Annotated in this window: 14 protein-coding genes; 3 read left to right on the top strand and 11 right to left on the bottom strand. The window is 66.6% G+C overall.

Features of this window, described 5'->3' with window-relative positions; genetic code table 11:
• Positions 1-4 precede the first annotated feature (4 nt).
• Genes fdhF through BRAGE_RS0123040 form a run of 3 tightly spaced genes read left to right on the top strand, consistent with a single transcriptional unit; the run spans position 5 to position 3,936 of the window.
• The gene (gene fdhF / locus BRAGE_RS0123030) at positions 5-2,878 is read left to right on the top strand and encodes a formate dehydrogenase subunit alpha (RefSeq protein ID WP_027558827.1); all 2,874 of its coding nucleotides are present in this window, start codon (positions 5-7) and stop codon (positions 2,876-2,878) included.
• A gap of 4 nt (positions 2,879-2,882) precedes the next feature.
• Positions 2,883-3,713: a formate dehydrogenase accessory sulfurtransferase FdhD gene (gene fdhD, locus BRAGE_RS0123035; RefSeq protein WP_027558826.1), complete on the top strand. Its 831-nt coding sequence runs from the start codon at positions 2,883-2,885 to the stop codon at positions 3,711-3,713.
• Positions 3,700-3,936, top strand: coding sequence for a formate dehydrogenase subunit delta (locus BRAGE_RS0123040; RefSeq protein ID WP_027558825.1), 237 nt, complete (start codon positions 3,700-3,702; stop codon positions 3,934-3,936). The genes fdhD and BRAGE_RS0123040 overlap by 14 nt, the downstream gene beginning before the upstream one ends.
• Here the strand turns inward: BRAGE_RS0123040 and BRAGE_RS0123045 are convergent.
• The 11 genes from BRAGE_RS0123045 to BRAGE_RS0123095 all read right to left on the bottom strand — a co-directional run bounded on the left by BRAGE_RS0123045 (position 3,911) and on the right by BRAGE_RS0123095 (position 18,570).
• Complete coding sequence (locus BRAGE_RS0123045) at positions 3,911-6,880, bottom strand: bifunctional [glutamine synthetase] adenylyltransferase/[glutamine synthetase]-adenylyl-L-tyrosine phosphorylase (protein WP_027558824.1); 2,970 nt, start codon at positions 6,878-6,880, stop codon at positions 3,911-3,913. The two genes, BRAGE_RS0123040 and BRAGE_RS0123045, sit on opposite strands and share 26 nt — an antisense overlap.
• On the bottom strand, positions 6,877-8,337 hold the full coding sequence (locus BRAGE_RS0123050; RefSeq protein ID WP_027558823.1) for a sensor histidine kinase: 1,461 nt from the start codon (positions 8,335-8,337) through the stop codon (positions 6,877-6,879). The genes BRAGE_RS0123045 and BRAGE_RS0123050 overlap by 4 nt, the downstream gene beginning before the upstream one ends.
• Positions 8,321-9,001, bottom strand: a complete 681-nt coding sequence (locus tag BRAGE_RS0123055; protein ID WP_035731438.1) for a response regulator transcription factor — start codon at positions 8,999-9,001, stop codon at positions 8,321-8,323. Before BRAGE_RS0123055 ends, BRAGE_RS0123050 begins: the two co-directional genes overlap by 17 nt.
• Before the next feature lie 273 nt (positions 9,002-9,274).
• A complete protein-coding gene (locus BRAGE_RS0123060; RefSeq protein ID WP_027558821.1) occupies positions 9,275-10,855 on the bottom strand; it encodes a Do family serine endopeptidase in 1,581 nt (526 codons plus the stop codon).
• Positions 10,856-11,079: 224 nt separating this feature from the next.
• Positions 11,080-12,423 carry a methyl-accepting chemotaxis protein gene (locus BRAGE_RS0123065; RefSeq protein WP_027558820.1) on the bottom strand — a complete coding sequence of 448 codons (1,344 nt, stop codon included), beginning with the start codon at positions 12,421-12,423 and terminating at the stop codon, positions 11,080-11,082.
• Positions 12,424-12,528: 105 nt separating this feature from the next.
• Positions 12,529-13,011 (bottom strand): cytochrome c-type biogenesis protein, encoded by a 483-nt coding sequence (locus tag BRAGE_RS0123070; RefSeq protein WP_027558819.1) that lies wholly within the window; start codon positions 13,009-13,011, stop codon positions 12,529-12,531.
• A 5-nt stretch (positions 13,012-13,016) separates the two neighbouring features.
• Positions 13,017-14,999: a heme lyase CcmF/NrfE family subunit gene (locus BRAGE_RS0123075; RefSeq protein ID WP_027558818.1), complete on the bottom strand. Its 1,983-nt coding sequence runs from the start codon at positions 14,997-14,999 to the stop codon at positions 13,017-13,019.
• Positions 14,996-15,505 (bottom strand): cytochrome c maturation protein CcmE, encoded by a 510-nt coding sequence (gene ccmE / locus BRAGE_RS0123080; RefSeq protein WP_027558817.1) that lies wholly within the window; start codon positions 15,503-15,505, stop codon positions 14,996-14,998. The genes BRAGE_RS0123075 and ccmE overlap by 4 nt, the downstream gene beginning before the upstream one ends.
• 34 nt (positions 15,506-15,539) lie before the next feature.
• On the bottom strand, positions 15,540-16,670 hold the full coding sequence (gene ccmI, locus BRAGE_RS0123085) for a c-type cytochrome biogenesis protein CcmI (RefSeq protein WP_027558816.1): 1,131 nt from the start codon (positions 16,668-16,670) through the stop codon (positions 15,540-15,542).
• 131 nt (positions 16,671-16,801) lie between these two features.
• Complete coding sequence (locus tag BRAGE_RS0123090; RefSeq protein ID WP_416207711.1) at positions 16,802-17,140, bottom strand: hypothetical protein; 339 nt, start codon at positions 17,138-17,140, stop codon at positions 16,802-16,804.
• A gap of 29 nt (positions 17,141-17,169) precedes the next feature.
• Entirely contained in the window at positions 17,170-18,570 is a 1,401-nt protein-coding gene (locus tag BRAGE_RS0123095; protein ID WP_027558814.1) for a hypothetical protein, read from the bottom strand.
• Between the last annotated feature and the right edge of the window lie 48 nt (positions 18,571-18,618).

Here is an 18,618-nt window from a genome sequence, read left to right on the forward strand (position 1 = left end):
GACAATGTCTCTGATCGAGGAAATCGACTACGGCACGCCGCGCTCCAAATCGGAAACGATGGTCACGCTGACCATCGACGGCAATCAGGTCACGGTGCCCGAGGGCACCTCGATCATGCGGGCCGCGATGGACGCCGGCCACCAGATCCCGAAGCTCTGCGCCACCGACATGGTCGACGCCTACGGCTCCTGCCGGCTCTGCCTCGTCGAGATCGAGGGCCGCGCCGGCACGCCTGCATCCTGCACGACGCCGGTCATGAACGGCCTCGTCATTCACACCCAGACCGAGCGGTTGAAGAAGCTGCGCAAGGGCGTGATGGAGCTCTACATCTCCGACCATCCGCTCGACTGCCTCACCTGCGGCGCCAACGGCGATTGCGAATTGCAGGACATGGCCGGCGCCGTCGGCCTGCGCGACGTGCGCTACGGCTATGAGGGCGAGAACCACGTTTTCGCCAAGACGAACGGCTGCAGCAACGACCACTGGATGCCGAAGGACGAGTCCAACCCGTACTTCACCTACGATCCCTCCAAGTGCATCGTCTGCTCGCGCTGCGTCCGCGCCTGCGAGGAGGTGCAAGGCACTTTCGCGCTGACCATCTCCGGCCGCGGCTTCGACAGCCGCGTCTCGCCGGGCATGAGCGAGAGCTTCCTCGGCTCCGAATGCGTCTCCTGCGGTGCCTGCGTGCAGGCCTGCCCGACCGCGACCCTGACCGAAAAATCCGTGATCGAGATCGGCCAGCCCGAGCATTCGGTCGTCACCACCTGCGCCTATTGCGGCGTCGGCTGCGCCTTCAAGGCCGAGATGCGCGGCGAGGAAGTGGTGCGCATGGTGCCGTACAAGGACGGCAAGGCCAATCGTGGCCATTCCTGCGTCAAGGGTCGCTTCGCCTGGGGCTACACCAACCACAAGGAACGCATCCTCAAGCCGATGATCCGCGAGCGGATCGAGGATCCCTGGAAGGAAGTCTCCTGGGACGAAGCGTTCTCCTTTGCCGCCGCGAGGATGCGCGGCATTCAGAAGAAGTACGGCCGCGACGCCATCGGCGGCATCACCTCCTCCCGCTGCACCAACGAGGAAACCTATCTGGTGCAGAAGCTGATCCGCGGCGGCTTCGGCAACAACAATGTCGACACCTGCGCCCGCGTGTGCCACTCGCCAACCGGCTATGGCCTGTCGCAGACGTTCGGCACGTCGGCCGGCACGCAGGATTTCGACTCGGTCGAGGAGACCGATGTCGCCGTCATCATCGGCGCCAATCCCGCCTCGGCTCACCCGGTGTTCGCATCGCGCCTGAAGAAGCGGTTGCGCCAGGGCGCCAAGCTGATCGTGATCGATCCGCGCCGTACCGAGATGGTGGAATCGCCCCATGTGAAGGCGCTGCATCTGCCCTTGATGCCCGGTACCAACGTTGCCGTCGTGACCGCGCTTGCGCATGTCATCGTCACCGAAGGCCTCGTCAACGAAGCCTTCGTGCGCGAGCGCTGCGACTGGGCCGAGTTCGAGGAATGGGCGGCCTTCGTCGCGCAGCCGAACCACAGCCCGGAATCCACCGCGATCCTCACCGGCGTCGATCCGAAGGTGCTGCGCGAAGCCGCCCGCGTCTACGCCACCGGTGGCAACGGCGCGATCTATTACGGCCTCGGCGTCACCGAGCACAGCCAGGGCTCGACCACCGTGATCGCGATCGCCAATCTCGCGATGGCTACCGGTAATATCGGCCGTCCCGGCGTCGGCGTGAACCCGCTGCGCGGCCAGAACAACGTGCAGGGCTCGTGCGACATGGGCTCGTTCCCGCACGAGCTGCCGGGCTATCGCCACATCTCGGGCGATGCCGTGCGCGACCAGTTCGAGGCGCTGTGGAACGTCAAGCTCAACCCGGAGCCGGGCCTGCGCATTCCCAACATGTTCGATGCCGCGATCGAAGGCACGTTCATGGGCATCTATGTGCAGGGCGAGGACATTCTGCAGTCCGATCCCAACACTTCGCATGTGGTGGCGGCGCTGTCGGCGATGGAATGCGTCATCGTCCACGATCTCTTCCTGAACGAGACCGCGAACTACGCCCACGTCTTCCTGCCCGGCTCGAGCTTCCTCGAGAAGGACGGCACCTTCACCAATGCCGAGCGGCGTATCCAGCGCGTGCGCAAGGTGATGACGCCGAAGAACGGCATGGCCGACTGGGAGGTCACCATCGCGCTCGCCAAGGCGATGGGCTTCGAGATGAACTACAGCCATCCCTCGGAGATCATGGACGAGATCGCGGCGCTGACGCCGACCTTCACCGGCGTCTCCTACGCCAAGCTCGACGAGCTCGGCTCGGTGCAGTGGCCCTGCAACGAGAAGGCGCCGGAGGGTACGCCGGTGATGCATATCGGCGGCTTCGTCCGCGGCAAGGGCAAGTTCATCGTCACCGAATATGTCGCGACCGACGAGCGCACCGGCCCCCGCTTCCCGCTGCTGCTCACCACGGGCCGCATCCTCAGCCAGTACAATGTCGGCGCGCAGACGCGGCGCACCGAGAACGTGGTCTGGCATGCCGAGGACCGTCTGGAGATCCATCCGCACGATGCCGAGCAGCGCGGCGTGCGCGACGGCGACTGGGTTCGCCTGACGAGCCGCGCCGGCGAGACCACGCTGCGCGCGGAGATCACCGACCGCGTCTCCCCGGGCGTCGTCTACACCACCTTCCACCACCCGGATACGCAGGCCAACGTGATCACGACCGACTATTCGGACTGGGCCACTAACTGCCCCGAATACAAGGTCACGGCCGTGCAGATCTCGCCGTCGAACGGCCCGTCCGACTGGCAGAAGGCCTATGACGAGCAGGCGCGGCATTCCCGCCGCATCGTGCCGGCAGAGGCCGCGGAGTAACGGCATGCACGTGCCTGTCCAGGCCATCGACCGCGACATCTGGCGTGACGGCGTCACGTCGGATGGGACGCGGCTGATCCCGGAGGAGACGCCGCTGGCGCTGACCTATAATGGCGGCACTTACGCCGTCATGATGGGGACGCCGCAGAACCTCGAGGATTTCGCCGTCGGCTTCAGCCTGGACGAAGGCATCATCAAGTCGGTCGACGACATCAAGTCGCTCGACGTGGTTCGCCTCGACGACGGCATCGAGCTGCGCATGTGGCTGGCCTCGGACGACGCCGCGCGCATCAGCGAGCGCCGCCGCCACATCGCCGGCCCCACCGGCTGCGGCATCTGTGGCATCGACTCCATCGCGGAGGCCGTGCGGCCCGCGGCCGTCGTGCCGCAAGGGACCATCTTCACGCCGCAGCAGATCATGACCGCGATGCAGGCGATCGCGCCCCTGCAATCGATCAACATGCAGACCCGCGCGGTCCATGCCGCAGCGTTCTGGTCGCCGGCAAACGGCATTGTGGCCCTGCGTGAAGACGTCGGCCGCCACAATGCGCTGGACAAGCTCGCGGGATCGCTGGCGCGGAGCCGGACCGACGCCAGCGTCGGCATGGTGCTGCTGACGAGCCGTGTCTCGGTCGAGATGGTGCAGAAGACGGCCGCCATCGGCGCGCCTGTCATGGTCGCGGTCTCCGCCCCCACTGCGCTTGCGGTGCGCACCGCGGAGGCTGCCGGCATCACGCTGATTGCGATTGCCCGCAGCGACGGGTTTGAAGTGTTCACGCACCAGGGCCGCATCGCGGCTCTTGGTGCCCAGGAGATTATCGATGTCGTCGCCTGACCGCCTCGTCTACATGGCCAACCAGATCGGCACGTTCTTCCGCAGCCAGGGCCACGACAAGGCCGTGCCGGGGATCGCCGAGCACATCAAGAAGTTCTGGGATCCCCGGATGAAGCGCGCGATCTTCGCCCATCTCGATGCCGGCGGCGCTGGGCTCGAGCCGAACGTGCTCGAAGCCCTGACGTCGCTGAAGCAGGCTATTTCCCTTCCAGAAGCGCGCTGAACACGCGCCGCACCTCGCTCTGCGTCTCCTTCACGCGGGCCTCCAGCGCGGAGAAATCCGGCGCATCGCCGGCGCGCGCCATCACGCGCTGAAGATCGGTGCCGGCGGTCTCAGGCTTGAAGCGGTCACTGACGCAGAGCCGTAGGATCTGCGTCAGATCGTGATAGAGCCGCGCCGCGGCACGCAGGATCTCGGTCTCCGACTGTGAGAGCACGCCGAGCCGGCATGCGTTGTCCAGCACCTGCAAGGTGCTGACGTCGAGGATCTCGGGCTTGTCGTAGGCGTGCACGAGCTGGAGATATTGCGCGATGAAGTCGATATCGACCATGCCGCCGGCGGCATATTTGAGATCCCAATGGTCGCTCTCGCCCTTCTCCTGCGCGATCGCGTGGCGCATGTCGGCGACGTCGTTGGCGGTGATGGCGGGATCGCGGCGGCGGGTCAGGACATCGCGGATCACGCGCTCGATCCGCCCCTGGAATTCGCTCGAAGCCGACACCACGCGCGCGCGCGTCAGCGCCATGTGCTCCCAGGTCCAGGCCTCGTTGGCCTGGTAGTCGGCGAAGGAGACGAGGCTCGAGGCCACCGGGCCGGCGCGCCCCGAGGGGCGCAGCCGCATGTCGATCTCGTAGAGCACGCCGTAATTGGTGCGGGTCGTGAAGGCGCTGATCAGGCGCTGGGTGAAGCGGGCGAAATAATGCGCGCCCTGGAGCGATTTCGGCCCATCCGAGTCCGGCTCGTCGGCGTCGAAATCGTAGAGCAGGATCAGGTCGAGATCGGACGAGGCCGTCATCTCGCGGCTGCCGAGCCGGCCCATCGCGATGATCGCGGTCTCCTGATCCTTGATGCGGCCGTGCTGGGCGGCGAAGCGGTCGGCGACGAGACCGTGCACGGTGTGGACGATGCCTTCGGCAACGTCGGCAAAGGCCGTGCTTGCCTGCTGCGCCGTGACGGTGCCGGACAGGATGCGCGTGCCGATCAGGAACAGGCTCTCCTGCCCGAACAGGCGCAGGCGATCGAGGAATTCCTCGTATGAGCCGGCGTCCTGCACGGTCGCCGCCAGCCGTCCCGACAATTCCTGCTTGTCCGGCATGGCGCCGAAGAAACGCGGATCGATCAGCCCGTCCATGAGCTGCGGCTGCCGCGCCAGCATCTCGCCGAGCCGGGGCGCTGCGCCCAGCACCAAGGCCACCAGCGCCACGAGATCGCGGTTCTGGCCGAGCAGCGTGATCAGCCGGCCGCCGCGCTGGAGCGCCTGGAGGAATTGGTCGAACGCCACGACGGCGCGATCCGGCTCCTCGGCATGGGCGAGCCCCTCGATCAGGGCCGGCACGAACTCGACGAAGGCGCCTCGCGTCTGATCATTGCGGAACACGCGATAATCGCCGGTGATCCAGTCGCGCACGGTCTGCGCGAGGGCGGCAGGCTTCTTGAAGCCGAGCGAGGACAGATATTGCAGTAGGCGCGGATCGTCGGGACCCGTGCTGTAGTCGAGCGCCGGCAGCTTAGCCGTGCCGGTCGGGTCGTCGCCCTCGAACAGTTTTTCGTAATGCCCCTGCACGATCTCGAGCTGGCGCAACAGGTCGCGCGCGAAGGCTTCGCGATCCGCATAGCCAAAGAAGCGCGCAAAACGCTCGACCGCCTCCTTGTCCTCAGGCAACGCATGAGTCTGCTCGTCGGCGATCATCTGGAGACGATGCTCGACCCGGCGCAGGAATTCGTACGCCGTGGTCAGCTCGTCGCGCGCAGCGGACGTGATCCAGTTGCTTGAGGCGAGAATGTCGAGCGCCTTGAGCGTCGGCCGCACCCGCAATTCGGGATGGCGGCCGCCCGCGATCAGCTGCTGCGTCTGCGCGAAGAACTCGATCTCGCGGATGCCGCCGCGGCCGACCTTGACGTTGTGCCCCTCGACCGCGATCTCGCTCTGGCCGCGATAGGTCTGCATCTGCCGCTTCATGTCGTGCACGTCGGCAAGTGCGGCGAAGTCGAGATGTTTGCGCCAGACGAACGGCGCGATCTCGGCGAGCAACGCCTCGCCCGCCCGGGGATCGCCGGCACAGGCGCGCGCCTTGATCATCGCGGCGCGCTCCCAGGTCCGCCCTTCCCGCTCGTAGTAGTTCAGCGCGGCGTCGCGCGAGATCGCCACTTGCGTCGAGGACGGATCCGGGCGCAGGCGCAGATCGACGCGGAAGACGTAACCGTCATAGGTGCGCTGCTGGAGGATGCGCGCCATGCCTTGCGTCACACGGACGAAGAACGGCTGCGGCTCGATGTCGGGCGCCAGCGTCGTGGCTTCGGGATCGAAGAACACGATAAGATCGATGTCGCTGGAATAGTTCAGCTCACCCGCCCCCATCTTGCCCATCGCGAGCACGATCAGGCCGCTGCCCTCTTCAGGGGCTTCCGGATTGGGCGGTGAGAGCTTGCCACGTGCGGCTTCCTGCCGCAGCAGATACTGGAGCGCCGCCTGCACCGAGGACACCGCGACGTCGGTCAGCGCCACCGTCACCTGCATCACCGGCCAGACCCCGCCGATGTCGCACAGCGCGGTCAGCAGAGCCGCTTCCGCCTTCATGCGGCGGAGCAGGCGCATCACCTCGGTTTCGTCGCCCGCCGCGAGCACTGCGCCCCTCGCCTCCGCGATCAACGCGGGAAGATGCGCATCCGGATCGCATTCGAGCAGGCGGATCAGGCGCAGTGCATCGGCGCGCACCAGATCGAACAGATAGGGCGAGAATTCCGCAATGCCGGCCAGGATATCCCGCGCGAAGGGATGGCTCAGCAAGCCCTCGATACGGGCGGATTGTGCCGGCTCAAGTTCCGCCAGCCAGCTCTCAAGACGTCGTTCGTCGGTTGCGGAAGCGGCAATATGGGGAGCCTCCGCGAAGCGGGTCGCGAGGCTCACACCAGTCTTGTCCGCGTTTCCCGGCGCGGAGTGGTTCATGCCACCTTCTGTGGCACATCCGGCAGCGGAGGAGCAACCCTGTCGCCCGCGCCCGCACGCGCCGGCAGCACCAGCGTGGCGACGAGGCCGGGATTGGCATCGCCTAGCCGCAATTCGCCGCCATGAAGCGTCGCAACCGCGGCGGCCAGGCTGAGGCCGAGGCCGGAGCCCGGCAGCGTGCGGCTGGCTTCGAGCCGCACGAATCGCTCGACGACATGCTTGCGATCGGCTTCGGGGATGCCGGGGCCGCGATCAGTGACGCTGAGCAGCACGTGGTCGCCCTCGCGCTTCGCCTCGATCGTGATCTGCCTTGCGTCCATGCTGACCACGGTTCCCGCCACCTGCGCGGCCGGCTTGCCATATTTGATCGCGTTCTCGACCAGATTGGCGAGCGCCTGGCTGATCAGCTCGCGGTTGGCGTGAACCGGCGTCGGCTCGGCCTTGACCTTCAGGGTCATGCCGTCGTCCTCGGCGAGCGGCTCGTACAGCTCGTGGATGCCGCCGGCCACATCGGCCGCGTCGAAATCATCCATGTTGCCGCGCGCCTGGCCTGACTCGGCGCGCGCGATCATCAGCAGCGCGTTGAAGGTGCGAATCAGTCCGTCGGATTCCTCGATGGTCCGTTCCAGCGCGGCGCGGTAATCGGCCTCGCAGCCCGATTTCGCCAGCGCCTCCTCGGCGCGATTGCGCATGCGCGTCAGCGGCGTCTTGAGGTCGTGGGCGATGTTGTCGGAGACTTCCTTCAGCCCCGCCATCAGCGCCTCGATCCGCTCCAGCATCGCGTTGAGGTTTTCGGCGAGGCGATCGAGCTCGTCGCCGCTGCGCCCGACCGGCAGGCGGCCGCTGAGATCGCCGGTCATGATGCGCTGGGCCGTGCCGGTCATGGCGTCGATGCGGGTGAGCACGCGGCGCGCGACGAAAATGCCGCCGCCAAGGCCGAGCACCACCACGATCAGGACCGACCATTGCGCCGCCTTGGCGACGATGCCGAACAGCCGTCGCCGCTCGGCAAGATCGCGGCCGATCAGAAGCCGGAAGCCGTTTTCGAGCTCGGTGACGCGCACCAGCGCGCGGTGGTCGCGGTCATCGGCATCCTCGATGCGGCGGTACGCCGTCTCGGACCAGCCACGCGTCGCCAACACGCCCGGCGCCAGCGAGCCGACATTGCCGGCGATCGCCTGCCCGGTCGGCGTGGTCACGAGGTAGAGGTTGGCGCCGGGCCGCAGCGCCCGGTATTCGATCGTGCGCACAACGCCCAACATGCCGCGGCGGCCGTAGATCTCGTCGATCTCGGCGGTCTCGGCATTGACCGTCTGCGTGATCTCCTCGGTGATCAGCCGCCGCGTATTCCACGCGAAATAGCCGAGCAGCGAGGCCGCGAACATCGCGAACAGCAGCAGATAGACCAGCGTCAGCCGGAACGCCGTGGTGCGGACGAGTTTACCGAATGCCGTCACGGATCATGTATCCGGCGCCGCGGATCGTGTGCAGCAGCGGCCGCTCAAAACCCTTGTCGATCTTGGAGCGCAACCGCGAGATGTGCACGTCGATCACGTTGGTCTGCGGATCGAAATGATAGTCCCAGACGTTCTCCAGCAGCATGGTGCGCGTCACCACCTGGCCGGCGTGCTTCATAAGGTATTCGAGCAGGCGGAATTCGCGCGGCTGGAGCGTCAGCTCATCCTTGCCGCGGGCGACGCGGTGGGAGAGCCGGTCGAGCTCGAGATCGCCGACGCGATAGAGCGTGTCCTCGGCCGGTCCGCCGCGGCGGCGCGACAGCACCTCGACCCGGGCCAGCAGCTCGGCGAAGGAATACGGCTTTGGCAGGTAGTCGTCGCCGCCTGCGCGCAGGCCCTTGATGCGGTCGTCGACCTGCCCGAGCGCGGAGAGAATCAGCACCGGCGTGGTGTTGTCCTTGTCGCGCAGCGCGCCGATCAGCGACAGGCCGTCGCGCTTGGGCAGCATGCGGTCGACCACCAGCACGTCGTAGTCGCCGTTCTCGGCCATGGCGAGGCCTTCCTCGCCGTCGGCGGCGTGATCGGCAATGTGACCGACTTCGCGAAACGCCTTCACGAGGTAGTCGGCGGATTCGCGGTCGTCTTCGATGATGAGGAGGCGCATCGTGCGTTCGGCGGCGGTCAAGGAGGTCAACCTTTTCTAAACATGGCGCGAGCGGCAATCGCATGCAAGCCGAGGGAAGCGGTCTCGGATCGAGAAAAAGGCGGGCGGTGAAGCTGGGGGGACTTCACCGCCCTAGGCCTTCCGACGGAGGGGGGGCGTAATTCCACCGGAAGGTAGGCTGGGGAAGCAATCGTTGCGCTGCTCCCCCGAGGAGCGTCGGCGGCGGGGGCGACTGATGCCGGCGACACCCCTCATCTCGTAAGCCTCCTGCCCTCAGCCCTTGGCGAGGGGGATCGCGACGAAGCGCGACTGGCCGCCGCTCTTCACGCGCATCAGGACGCTGTTCTTGTTGTCGGACCGCGCCGCATTGATGGCGTCGCGGACTTCGCCGGCAGTGGCCACGCTCTTGCCGCCGACTTCGAGAATCACGTCGCCTTCCTTGAAGCCGCGTTCGGCCGCGGCGCTCTTCGGATCGACCTCGGTGACGACAACGCCTTCCTTGCCGGCGCCGGCCACGGAATCGGCAGGCGCAACCGTCATGCCGAGCTTGGGCACGTCGGTGCCCTTGGTCGCACCCTTGCCGCTGTCCTTGTCGGTGTCGGCCTTGGCCTCGACCGTGTTCGGCAGCTGGCCGAGGGTGAGGTTGATGACCTTGTCCTGACCCTTGTGCAGCACGTTGAGCTTCACGGTCGCGCCGGGCGCCATGCCGCCGATGGTGCGGGCGAGCTCACGGGCGTCCTTGACGGACTCGCCGTTGACCGCGGTAATGACGTCGCCGGATTCGATGCCGGCCTTCGCCGCCGGACCGTTCGCCTGCGGCTCGGCCACCAGCGCGCCTTCGGCCTTCTTCATGCCGAGGCTGTCGGCGATGTCCGAGGTCACCGGTTGGATCTGCACGCCGATCCAGCCGCGGCTGACCGAGCCCTTGTCCTTGAGCTGGGCCACCACGCTCTTCACGGTGTTGGCGGGAATCGAGAACGCGATGCCGACGCTGCCGCCGGAGGGCGAATAGATCGCGGTGTTGACGCCCATCACCTCGCCGTTGGTGTCGAACGCCGGACCACCGGAATTGCCCTTGTTCACGGGCGCGTCGATCTGGATGAAATCGTCATAGGGACCGTTGCCGATGTCGCGGCCGCTGGCCGAGACGATGCCGGCGGTCACGGTGCCGCCGAGGCCGAAGGGATTGCCGACCGCGAGCACCCAGTCGCCGATCCGCGGCTTGCTGTCGGCAAGCTTGGCGAACGGGAAGTTGGAGCCGCCCTCGACCTTGATCAGAGCGAGGTCGGTGCGCTGGTCAGTGCCGATCACCTTGGCGGTGTAGGTCTTGCCGTCGTCGGTGGTGACCTCGACCTTGTCGGCGCCGTCGACGACGTGGTTATTGGTCACGGCAAAGCCGTCAGCCGAGATGAAGAAGCCCGAGCCCTGGCCCTGCACGACGCGGCCTCGGCCGCCACCCTTCAGGCCGGGAATGCCGTCCGGACCGCCGAAGCGGCGGAAGAAGCGCTCCATCGGCGAGCCCGGCTGGAACGGCGACTGTGCGTCGTCGCCATCATCGTTGCTGGCGGTCTTCTCCTTGATGTTGACCTTCACGGAGATCACCGACGGCTTCACGCGCTCGACGATGTCAGCGAAGCCGACCGGACGCTCGACCTTGCGAACCTCGTTGTTGACCTGCGCATGCGCCGGGCTGGAGAACAGGTCGGCGGGCGACATCGACGGGCTGAAGCCGTAAACGGCAGCGCCGAGGCCGGCGACGACCGAGGCCATCAGCGCGATCTTGCGCGCGGAAAACACCGACCGGCGTGGCTGCCGGTAGGACGGAAGGTTCGAGAGGTCGATAGGGTCGGTCATGCAGAGATCTCCAAGGCCTTGAAATCCATCTGGTGCCGGATACGGCACCTTTACGGACCTGAAGATGGGGTCTTCCGCCTTACCGTGCGCTGGCGGCGGGGTTAAACTTTTGTAATGCAGGGGCGAGGCCGATGCGGCAGTTTATCGCAGGCCAAAAGTCGTGGTTTTTTAGGAACTTAACCGCACTTGCCTGATGGGCCGAAAGCGCAGCTTTTTCAGCGTTTTCAGCTCGCCCGAACGCTGAGAATGAACTCGTCCACCTCGCGTTTCAAGGTCTCGGCCTGACGCGACAGATCGACGGCGGAATCCCGGGCCTCGGCGGCCATGCGGCCGGTCTCGGCAGAGGTCGCGGTGATCTGGGCGATGTGATTGGAGACATCGAGGGTTCCGTGCGCGGCGTCCTGTGCGCTGCGGGTGATGTCCTGCGTGGCGTTGCGCTGCTGGGCGGTATCGACCTCGATGCCGGACATGATCGAGGAGATCTCCGACAGCGTCTTCGAGATGCCATCGATCGCGCCCCGCGTCTCTGCGGTGATGCCCTGGATGCTGGCGATATGCGAGGTGATCTCCTCGGTCGCCTTGCTGGTCTGGTGCGCGAGGCTCTTCACCTCGGACGCGACCACTGCAAAGCCCTTGCCGGCTTCGCCAGCCCGCGCCGCCTCGATGGTGGCATTGAGCGCGAGGAGATTGGTTTGCGCGGCGATCGCCTGCACCAGCTGCACGACCTCGCCGATCTTGTCGGCGGCATCCGAGAGCGTGTGGATGGTGTCGCGGCTCTTCTCGGCCTGGGACGCTGCGCCCTCGGCGCGCTGGGTCGCATCGGTGACGCGGCGGCTGATCGTGCCGATCGAATTCGTCATCTCCTCGGCCGAGCCCGCAACCGTCTGCACGCTGGCGTTGGCCTGGCTTGCCGCGCTCGCGACCGCATTGGCCTTGGTGCTGGTGTCATTGGCGGTGCGGGACAATGTCTCCGCGTTGCTCTTCAGGTGCACTGCGGATGACGCCACGCTGTCGACAACGCTGGCGACGAGGTCGTTGAAGTGCTTGACGCGTTCGTCGAGGAATGTCGAGCGCTCGGCCTGATGCTGCGCTTCGTGTAATTGCTGCTCGGTGAGGCGGCGACGCTCGAGGCCGTTGGTCTTGAACACCTCCAGCGCGCCGGCGAGCAGGCCGATCTCATTGGTGCCGCCGAGCCCGGGAACAGGCGTCTCGAACTTCTGGTCGGCGACCTCGCGCATCGCATGCACGATCGCCGCCAGCGGATTGAGGATGCCGTTGCGCACGGCGAACCAGGTGGTGAGGCAGATCGCGGCAGCGATCACCGCGATCACGCCGCAGGCGACCATGAAATACGAGAACGCTGTCTGCGCCTGCTGATAGATCTGCATCGCGTGGTCGCGCGCGGGGCCGCTGAGCGCGGCGAAGTCCGACGACAGGCTGGTGATCTCGTTGTTGAGATAGAGCACCGCGACGAAGCCGGTGCCGCCGCCGATGCCCAGCAGGAACAATAATGCAGCGACCATGGCGCCGACCAGGAAACGGATCGTCAGATTGCTGTTGGTGAACATCGCTGCGGACTCGAGGCTGGAATCAAAGCTCGCGACAAGCTTCCAGACAAAGGTCAACAGGGCATGAAATGAGCTACGTGATGCCGCCTACGTATCATTACGTAGCTAGGACGATTTTGGCTCGTCCGACATCAAGGCCGCAAGCCGCGCCTCTTCCTCAGGCGTGAGCGGCGGAGCTGGTAGATCTGCACCGCTTTTCGCGCGCCGGCGGATCTGCAGCCACAGCGCGAGGCCGCCGCCGATCAGCAGCAGCGGCGCGAGCAGCCAGAGCAGCATGGTCTGCCGCTCGAAGCGCGGCTTGAGCAGCACGAACTCGCCGTAGCGCGCCACCAGGAAATCGAGCACCTGCGAATTGCTGTCGCCGGCCGCGATGCGTTCGCGCACCAGGAGGCGCAGATCGCGCGCCAGCGGCGCATCGGAATCATCGATCGACTGGTTCTGGCAGACCATGCAGCGCAGCTCGCGCGACAAGTCGCGCGCGCGGGCCTCCTTCGCGGGGTCCGACATGATCTCGTCGGGCTGCACGGCGTGCGCCGCCGGCACAGCCAGCAGCATCAAGGCGACGAACGCAGCCATCATCCGGCGCATCACAATCACTCCGCCGGCTGGAGGCGCTGCTTGGCCCGCGCCGGCTTCGGCGCGCCGACCCGCAGGCGGCGGTCGGACAGCGACAGCATGCCGCCGAACGCCATCAGCACCGGTCCCCACCAGATCAGGAGCACCAGCGGCTTGTGATAGATGCGCACAGCGATCGCGCCGTCGGCGGTGGCGTCGCCGAGCGAGACGTAGAGCTGGCTTGCGCCGCGCGTCAGCAGCGCCGCCTCGGTCGTCGAGGAGCCGCGCGTGGTAAAGCTGCGCTTGGACGGCGCCATGACGCTGATCGTCTCGCCATCGTGGCTCACATTGAACTCGGCGATCATCTCGCGATAGTTCGGCCCCTGGCGCGAAAACAGGCCGTCGAGCTTGAGATCATAGCCGGCGACATGGGCGACGTCGTTCTGCTTCATCGTCGCGATGTATTCGCTGTTCCAGGTGGTCTCGCAGACGATCCCGATCAGCGCGACACCGAGGCCGGCATGCGCGAACGCCGTGCCCCAGGCCGAGCGTGGCAGCCCGCGGGCCCGGTGCAGCGACGTTGCGAACGGCAGCCGCACGAGGCCGGTCCGCTCGACGAGGTCTGTGATGGCGCCGGCGATGACGAAGATGCCGAGACCGATCGCAAGCGGCGCCAGCGTCGCGCCGCCGCTCGCCCAGCCCCAGGCGATGGCCACCGCAACGAGCCCGGCCACACCGGCCGCAAGCAGACGCTGCATGACGCCGAGCAGGTCGCCCCGTTTCCACGCCAGCATCGGTCCGAACGGCACGGCGAGCAGCAGCAGCGCGAACAGCGGCACGAAGGTGAGATTGTAGAAGGGCGCGCCGACCGACATCTTGAAATCGGCCAGCACTTCCATCGCCAGCGGATAGAGCGTGCCGAACAGCACGACGGCGCAGGCCACGGTGAGCAGCAGATTGTTCAGCACCAGCGCGCCCTCGCGCGAGATCGGTGCGAACAGTCCGCCCTGCTTCAGCGAGGTCGCGCGGCCCGCGAACAGCGACAGGCTGCCGCCGATGAACAGGCAGAGGATCAAGAGTATGAATACGCCGCGAGTCGGATCGGTGGCGAAGGCGTGCACCGAGGTGATGACGCCCGAGCGGACCAGGAAGGTGCCAAGCAGCGACAGCGAGAAGGTCAGGATCGAAAGCAGGATGGTCCAGACCTTCAGCGCGTTGCGCTTCTCCATCACCAGCGCCGAGTGCAGCAGTGCGGTGCCGGCGAGCCACGGCATCAGCGAGGCGTTCTCGACGGGATCCCAGAACCACCAGCCGCCCCAGCCGAGCTCGTAATAGGCCCAGTAGGAGCCCATCGCGATGCCGAGGGTCAGGAAGATCCAGGCGACCAGCGTCCACGGCCGCACCCAGCGCGCCCAGGCCGCGTCGATCCGGCCCTCCAGCAGCGCGGCGATCGCGAAGGAGAACGAGATCGAGAAGCCGACATAGCCGAGATACAGCATCGGCGGATGAACGGCGAGACCGATGTCCTGCAGCACCGGATTGAGATCACGTCCCTCGATCGGCGGATTGACGATGCGCAGGAACGGGTTCGAGGTCATCAGAATGAAGAGATAGAAGGCGCTGGCGATCCAGGCCTGCACGGCCAGCACATGCGCGCGCAAGGACAGCGGCAGGTTGTTGCCGAAGGCTGCGACCAATCCGCCGAACAGCGCCAGGATCGAGACCCACAGCAGCATCGAGCCTTCATGGTTTCCCCACACGCCGGTGATCTTGTAGAGCAGCGGCTTCATCGAGTGGGAATTCTCGTAGACGTTGGCGACGGAGAAATCCGAGGTCACGTGCAGCATCACGAGCGCGATGAACGAGGCGCCGACGAACAGCAGCTGCGCGAGCGCGGTGGAGCGCGCCACGTTCATCAGCGCGGCATCGCGCAGGCGCGCGCCGATCAGCGGCACGATGGACTGGATCAGCGCGAGGCCAAGCGCCAGCACCAGCGCGTAATGTCCTGACTCCGCGATCACCGCACCGCTCCCTGCGGGTTGCCCTGCGCCGTCGTGGCCGCAGGCTTGCCGCCACCGGACGCTTGCGCGCCGTAATCATCCTTCCAGTGGCCCTGCTTCTTCAGGGCATCGGCGACGTCCTTGGGCATGTAGGTCTCGTCATGCTTGGCGAGCACGGTGTCGGCCTTGAACACGCCGTTGGCGTCGAGTGCTCCTTCGGCGACGACGCCCTGCCCTTCGCGGAACAGATCGGGCAGGATGCCCTTGTAGGCGACCGGCAGCTTGGCGCTGCCGTCGGCGACCTCGAAGGTCACCGCGAGATTGTCGCCGCGCTGGAGCGAGCCGGGCTGCACCAGGCCGCCGAGGCGGAACCGCTTGCCCGGCGCGACATGCTTCTCGGCGACCATGGTCGGGGTCGAGAAGAACACGATGGAGTCGCGCAGCGCGTTGAGCACCAGCGCGGCCGCGAGCGCGAGCACGGCGAGCGAACCGCCGATGATGGTCATGCGTCGCTGCTTGCGGGTCATGGCGTGTCCGTTCTCCCGTCTCGTCCCACTATCGTCATCCGTCGAGCCCGAGCGTCTTGAGGCCCTCGTTGAGCTGGCGCAGCCGCTCGGCGTCGTTGGCGACGGCCTGGCGTGCGTCGGTCGAGGCGCCCTTCGCCTTGTCGCGGTCACCCATCACGAGATAGGCGCGCACCAGGCGCAGCCAGCCTTCGACGTCGTCGCCGTTCTGCTTGAGGCGCGTGGCGAGACGCTCGACCATGCCGCGGATCATCGCGTTGCGATCACCCTCGTTCATGTCCTTCGACGCTGCGATCGTCTCGTCCGGCAGCGCCGGCATCGTCACGCCACCGCCGCCGACCCGCGCCAGCGAGGATTGCACCAGGGGACGCCACGGCGCATCCGCCGGCGCTTTCGCCAGCAGCGCGCGCCAGATGTTGGCGGCATCGTCCTTGCGGCCGTCCTGCTCGGCGGCAAGGCCGAGGAAATAGTTCGCCTTGGGATCGTCGGCGTTCAGCGCATGCGCGCGCTCGAATTCGCCCTTGGCCTCGGCGGTCACCACGCCGCTCGCGGCCGCCGCGATGGCCTCGCCGAGATCGGACCGCCGCTCCGCGCTCTCGCCATTGTAGGTGATCGAGTTGCGATAGGCGCGCACCGCATCGTCGAAGCGGCCGAGCCGCTCCAGCACCGGCGCGAGCACGTTCCAGCCGCGGCCGTCGGTCGGATTCTTTTCCAGATGTTGCTCGACCTGCACGACGAGATTCTCGAGCGACTGCGCCATGCCCGTGCCCGCCCCGCGCTCCCGCTGTGCCAGCGGAAAGTCGCGCAGCAACGGCGAGCCCAGCGGCATGTAGACGCCGATCGCAACCAGCGGCAGGCCGGCCAGCGCCACCACGGCGGCCGCGCGGCGCCATTTCAGGTTCGATTTCGGCTCCAATGCGGGCTCGCTGACAGCCGCCGCAAGCAGCCGGCGGCTGATCTCGACGCGCGCGGCCTCGGCTTCGGGCGCGGCGATCAGCCCCGCGGCGAGATCGCGCTCGATCTCGGCGAGCTGATCCTTGTAGACCGCGACCTCGCTGCCCTGGTTTTGGCTATTCTGATCCTGCGCGCGTCCGCTACGGCCGAGCGGCAGGAGCACGGCGAAGATCGCCGCGACCGTCATCAGCGCGAACACGAACCATAGCGTCATCAAGCAAGCTTCCGGCAGCGCGCCACCCGCGCCCATAGTTGGCTTTACACCACGGCCGGACGATGCGGCAATTGACAATTGTCAATTTGGCGCGACCGCACATAGTCGCGAAACGGTGAAAATCCAACGGCTTAGCCGATCTCGAAGTCCGCGCTCTGCGCAGCGTGCTCGCCATGCCCGTTGAAGGCCCTCAGGAAGTACGTTCCCGGCTCGATGGCGTCAGGCAATCTGATGCGCAACGCCCCGACGGGAACGGGCGATGCAACCCTGGTGACCGTCTCAGGCAGCTGCCGGCCGCTTGCCTTCTCGACCAGCACCACCTGCGCGCCGACCATCAACCGCTGATATTTGGCAACAATGACGCGGTTCTCAATCTCGATGGAGCTGATAATGGGTTTCATGCGCCCACAGATAGAAATTTCAAAACTTGCACGGCGACCGTAGGGCTCGCCACCGGTAGCGTCAACCACAAATTGTGATCACGAAATATGCGCTTGGATCAGCTTGCGCGCGACGATTTGCGCTCGCCAGTAGCTGCGTTCTCCGCGGCGCGGCTCATCAGCGAGGCGTAGTCGTCGCCGAACAGCACCTGGCAGAAGCGAATCGCGGCCTGCACCTGCTGCTGCCGGTAGGTACGGACCTTGTGATCGGCAGCGCGCAGCGATTGCACCAGCTGCTCGGTCGAGCGCTCGACATATTGCTGGAGGTCGGAATAGGTGCGCAGCGTCACCTCGTTGATCGCAAGCTCGCTGGCGTAGTTGCGGCAGGTCGCGACGAAATCGATCAGCGCCGCCGTTTCCTCGACTTCGGTGCTGTCGATCCGCGCGCCCGGCGGGATGTCCTTCTCGGGCCGCTGGCGCAGGATGCGGCGGACCCGGCCGGGAACGCTGTCGATCTCCGATTGCAGCGCATTGGAGATGTCGGCCCGGATCGAAGTCAGCTGCTTGCCCCAGACCGAATCGTTGCGCAGGTCGAGCTCGGTGCGCAGACCGCGCACACCATCATGCAGCGCCTTGAGATTGTCGGCGACGTTGTCGAAATGGCCGCGCTTGATGTCCATGCGCAGGATCGCGGCGACGCAGGACAGATCGTGCAGGGCCATCGTGACCGCGACACCATAGGGCGTCGCCGCAACGCGGATCTCGTCGTCGGACGCGGCCATCTTGATGGCGAGGCGGATGATCTGCCAGGGCGCGGTCATCCGCTGCGCCACCATCGACAGGGCGAAGGGCAGCATCTGCGGCGTCTGGAGCACGGGAATGTTGAGCGCCGCCGTCACCGAGGCGATCTGGGGCTCGCCGAAGGCGCGCAGGAAGCGCGGCAGCTTCTCGTTCAAGGTGGCGATGGCTTCCCGGACCTGGAGCACCGCTCCGATCGAATAGAGGTCCTCGATCACATTGGGCGGGCCGACGCGGGCGAGCGCGCGCGATTTGTCGCCGCCGCCCGGCCCCGTCAGCTCGAAGATGGCATCGGCAGCCACGGCCTGGAGCTTGTGCGCGAGCGCCTCGACCTGCCCGCCCGCCTCCGCCGGCATGCGCGCCAGCGCCGCCTCGAATTCATTGACTTTGTCCGGCGCGCCGTCGCGGCCGAGCCATTGCCAGATCGGGTGCAGCGAGGAGCGGCGGATCTGGCCGACCCGGATCGGGGCGCCCGCCTCGACCAAGAACGGTTCCAGCGCCTGGAACAGCAGCCGGGACAAATCGTCGGTGCGCGGCGGCTGGGCTTCGTCGGCTTCGCTCTTGCGCACGATCTTGCGCAGCTGCTCGAGCACGAGGGTCGCCACGGCCGTGTCCTGGCCGCGCTCGAGCGCGCGCTCGAACTCCCGCATCAGCAGCGCCTGCGACTGCGGCGGGAGCTGCGCGAGATATTCCCTCAGCCGCTCGATCGATGTCTGGCTCATGCGCCCGGTAATGCACGGTAAGATGGCGGACGTGGGATGCGTCCGGGC

Source organism: Bradyrhizobium genosp. SA-4 str. CB756 (assembly GCF_000473125.1).
GTDB lineage: Bacteria > Pseudomonadota > Alphaproteobacteria > Rhizobiales > Xanthobacteraceae > Bradyrhizobium > Bradyrhizobium arachidis.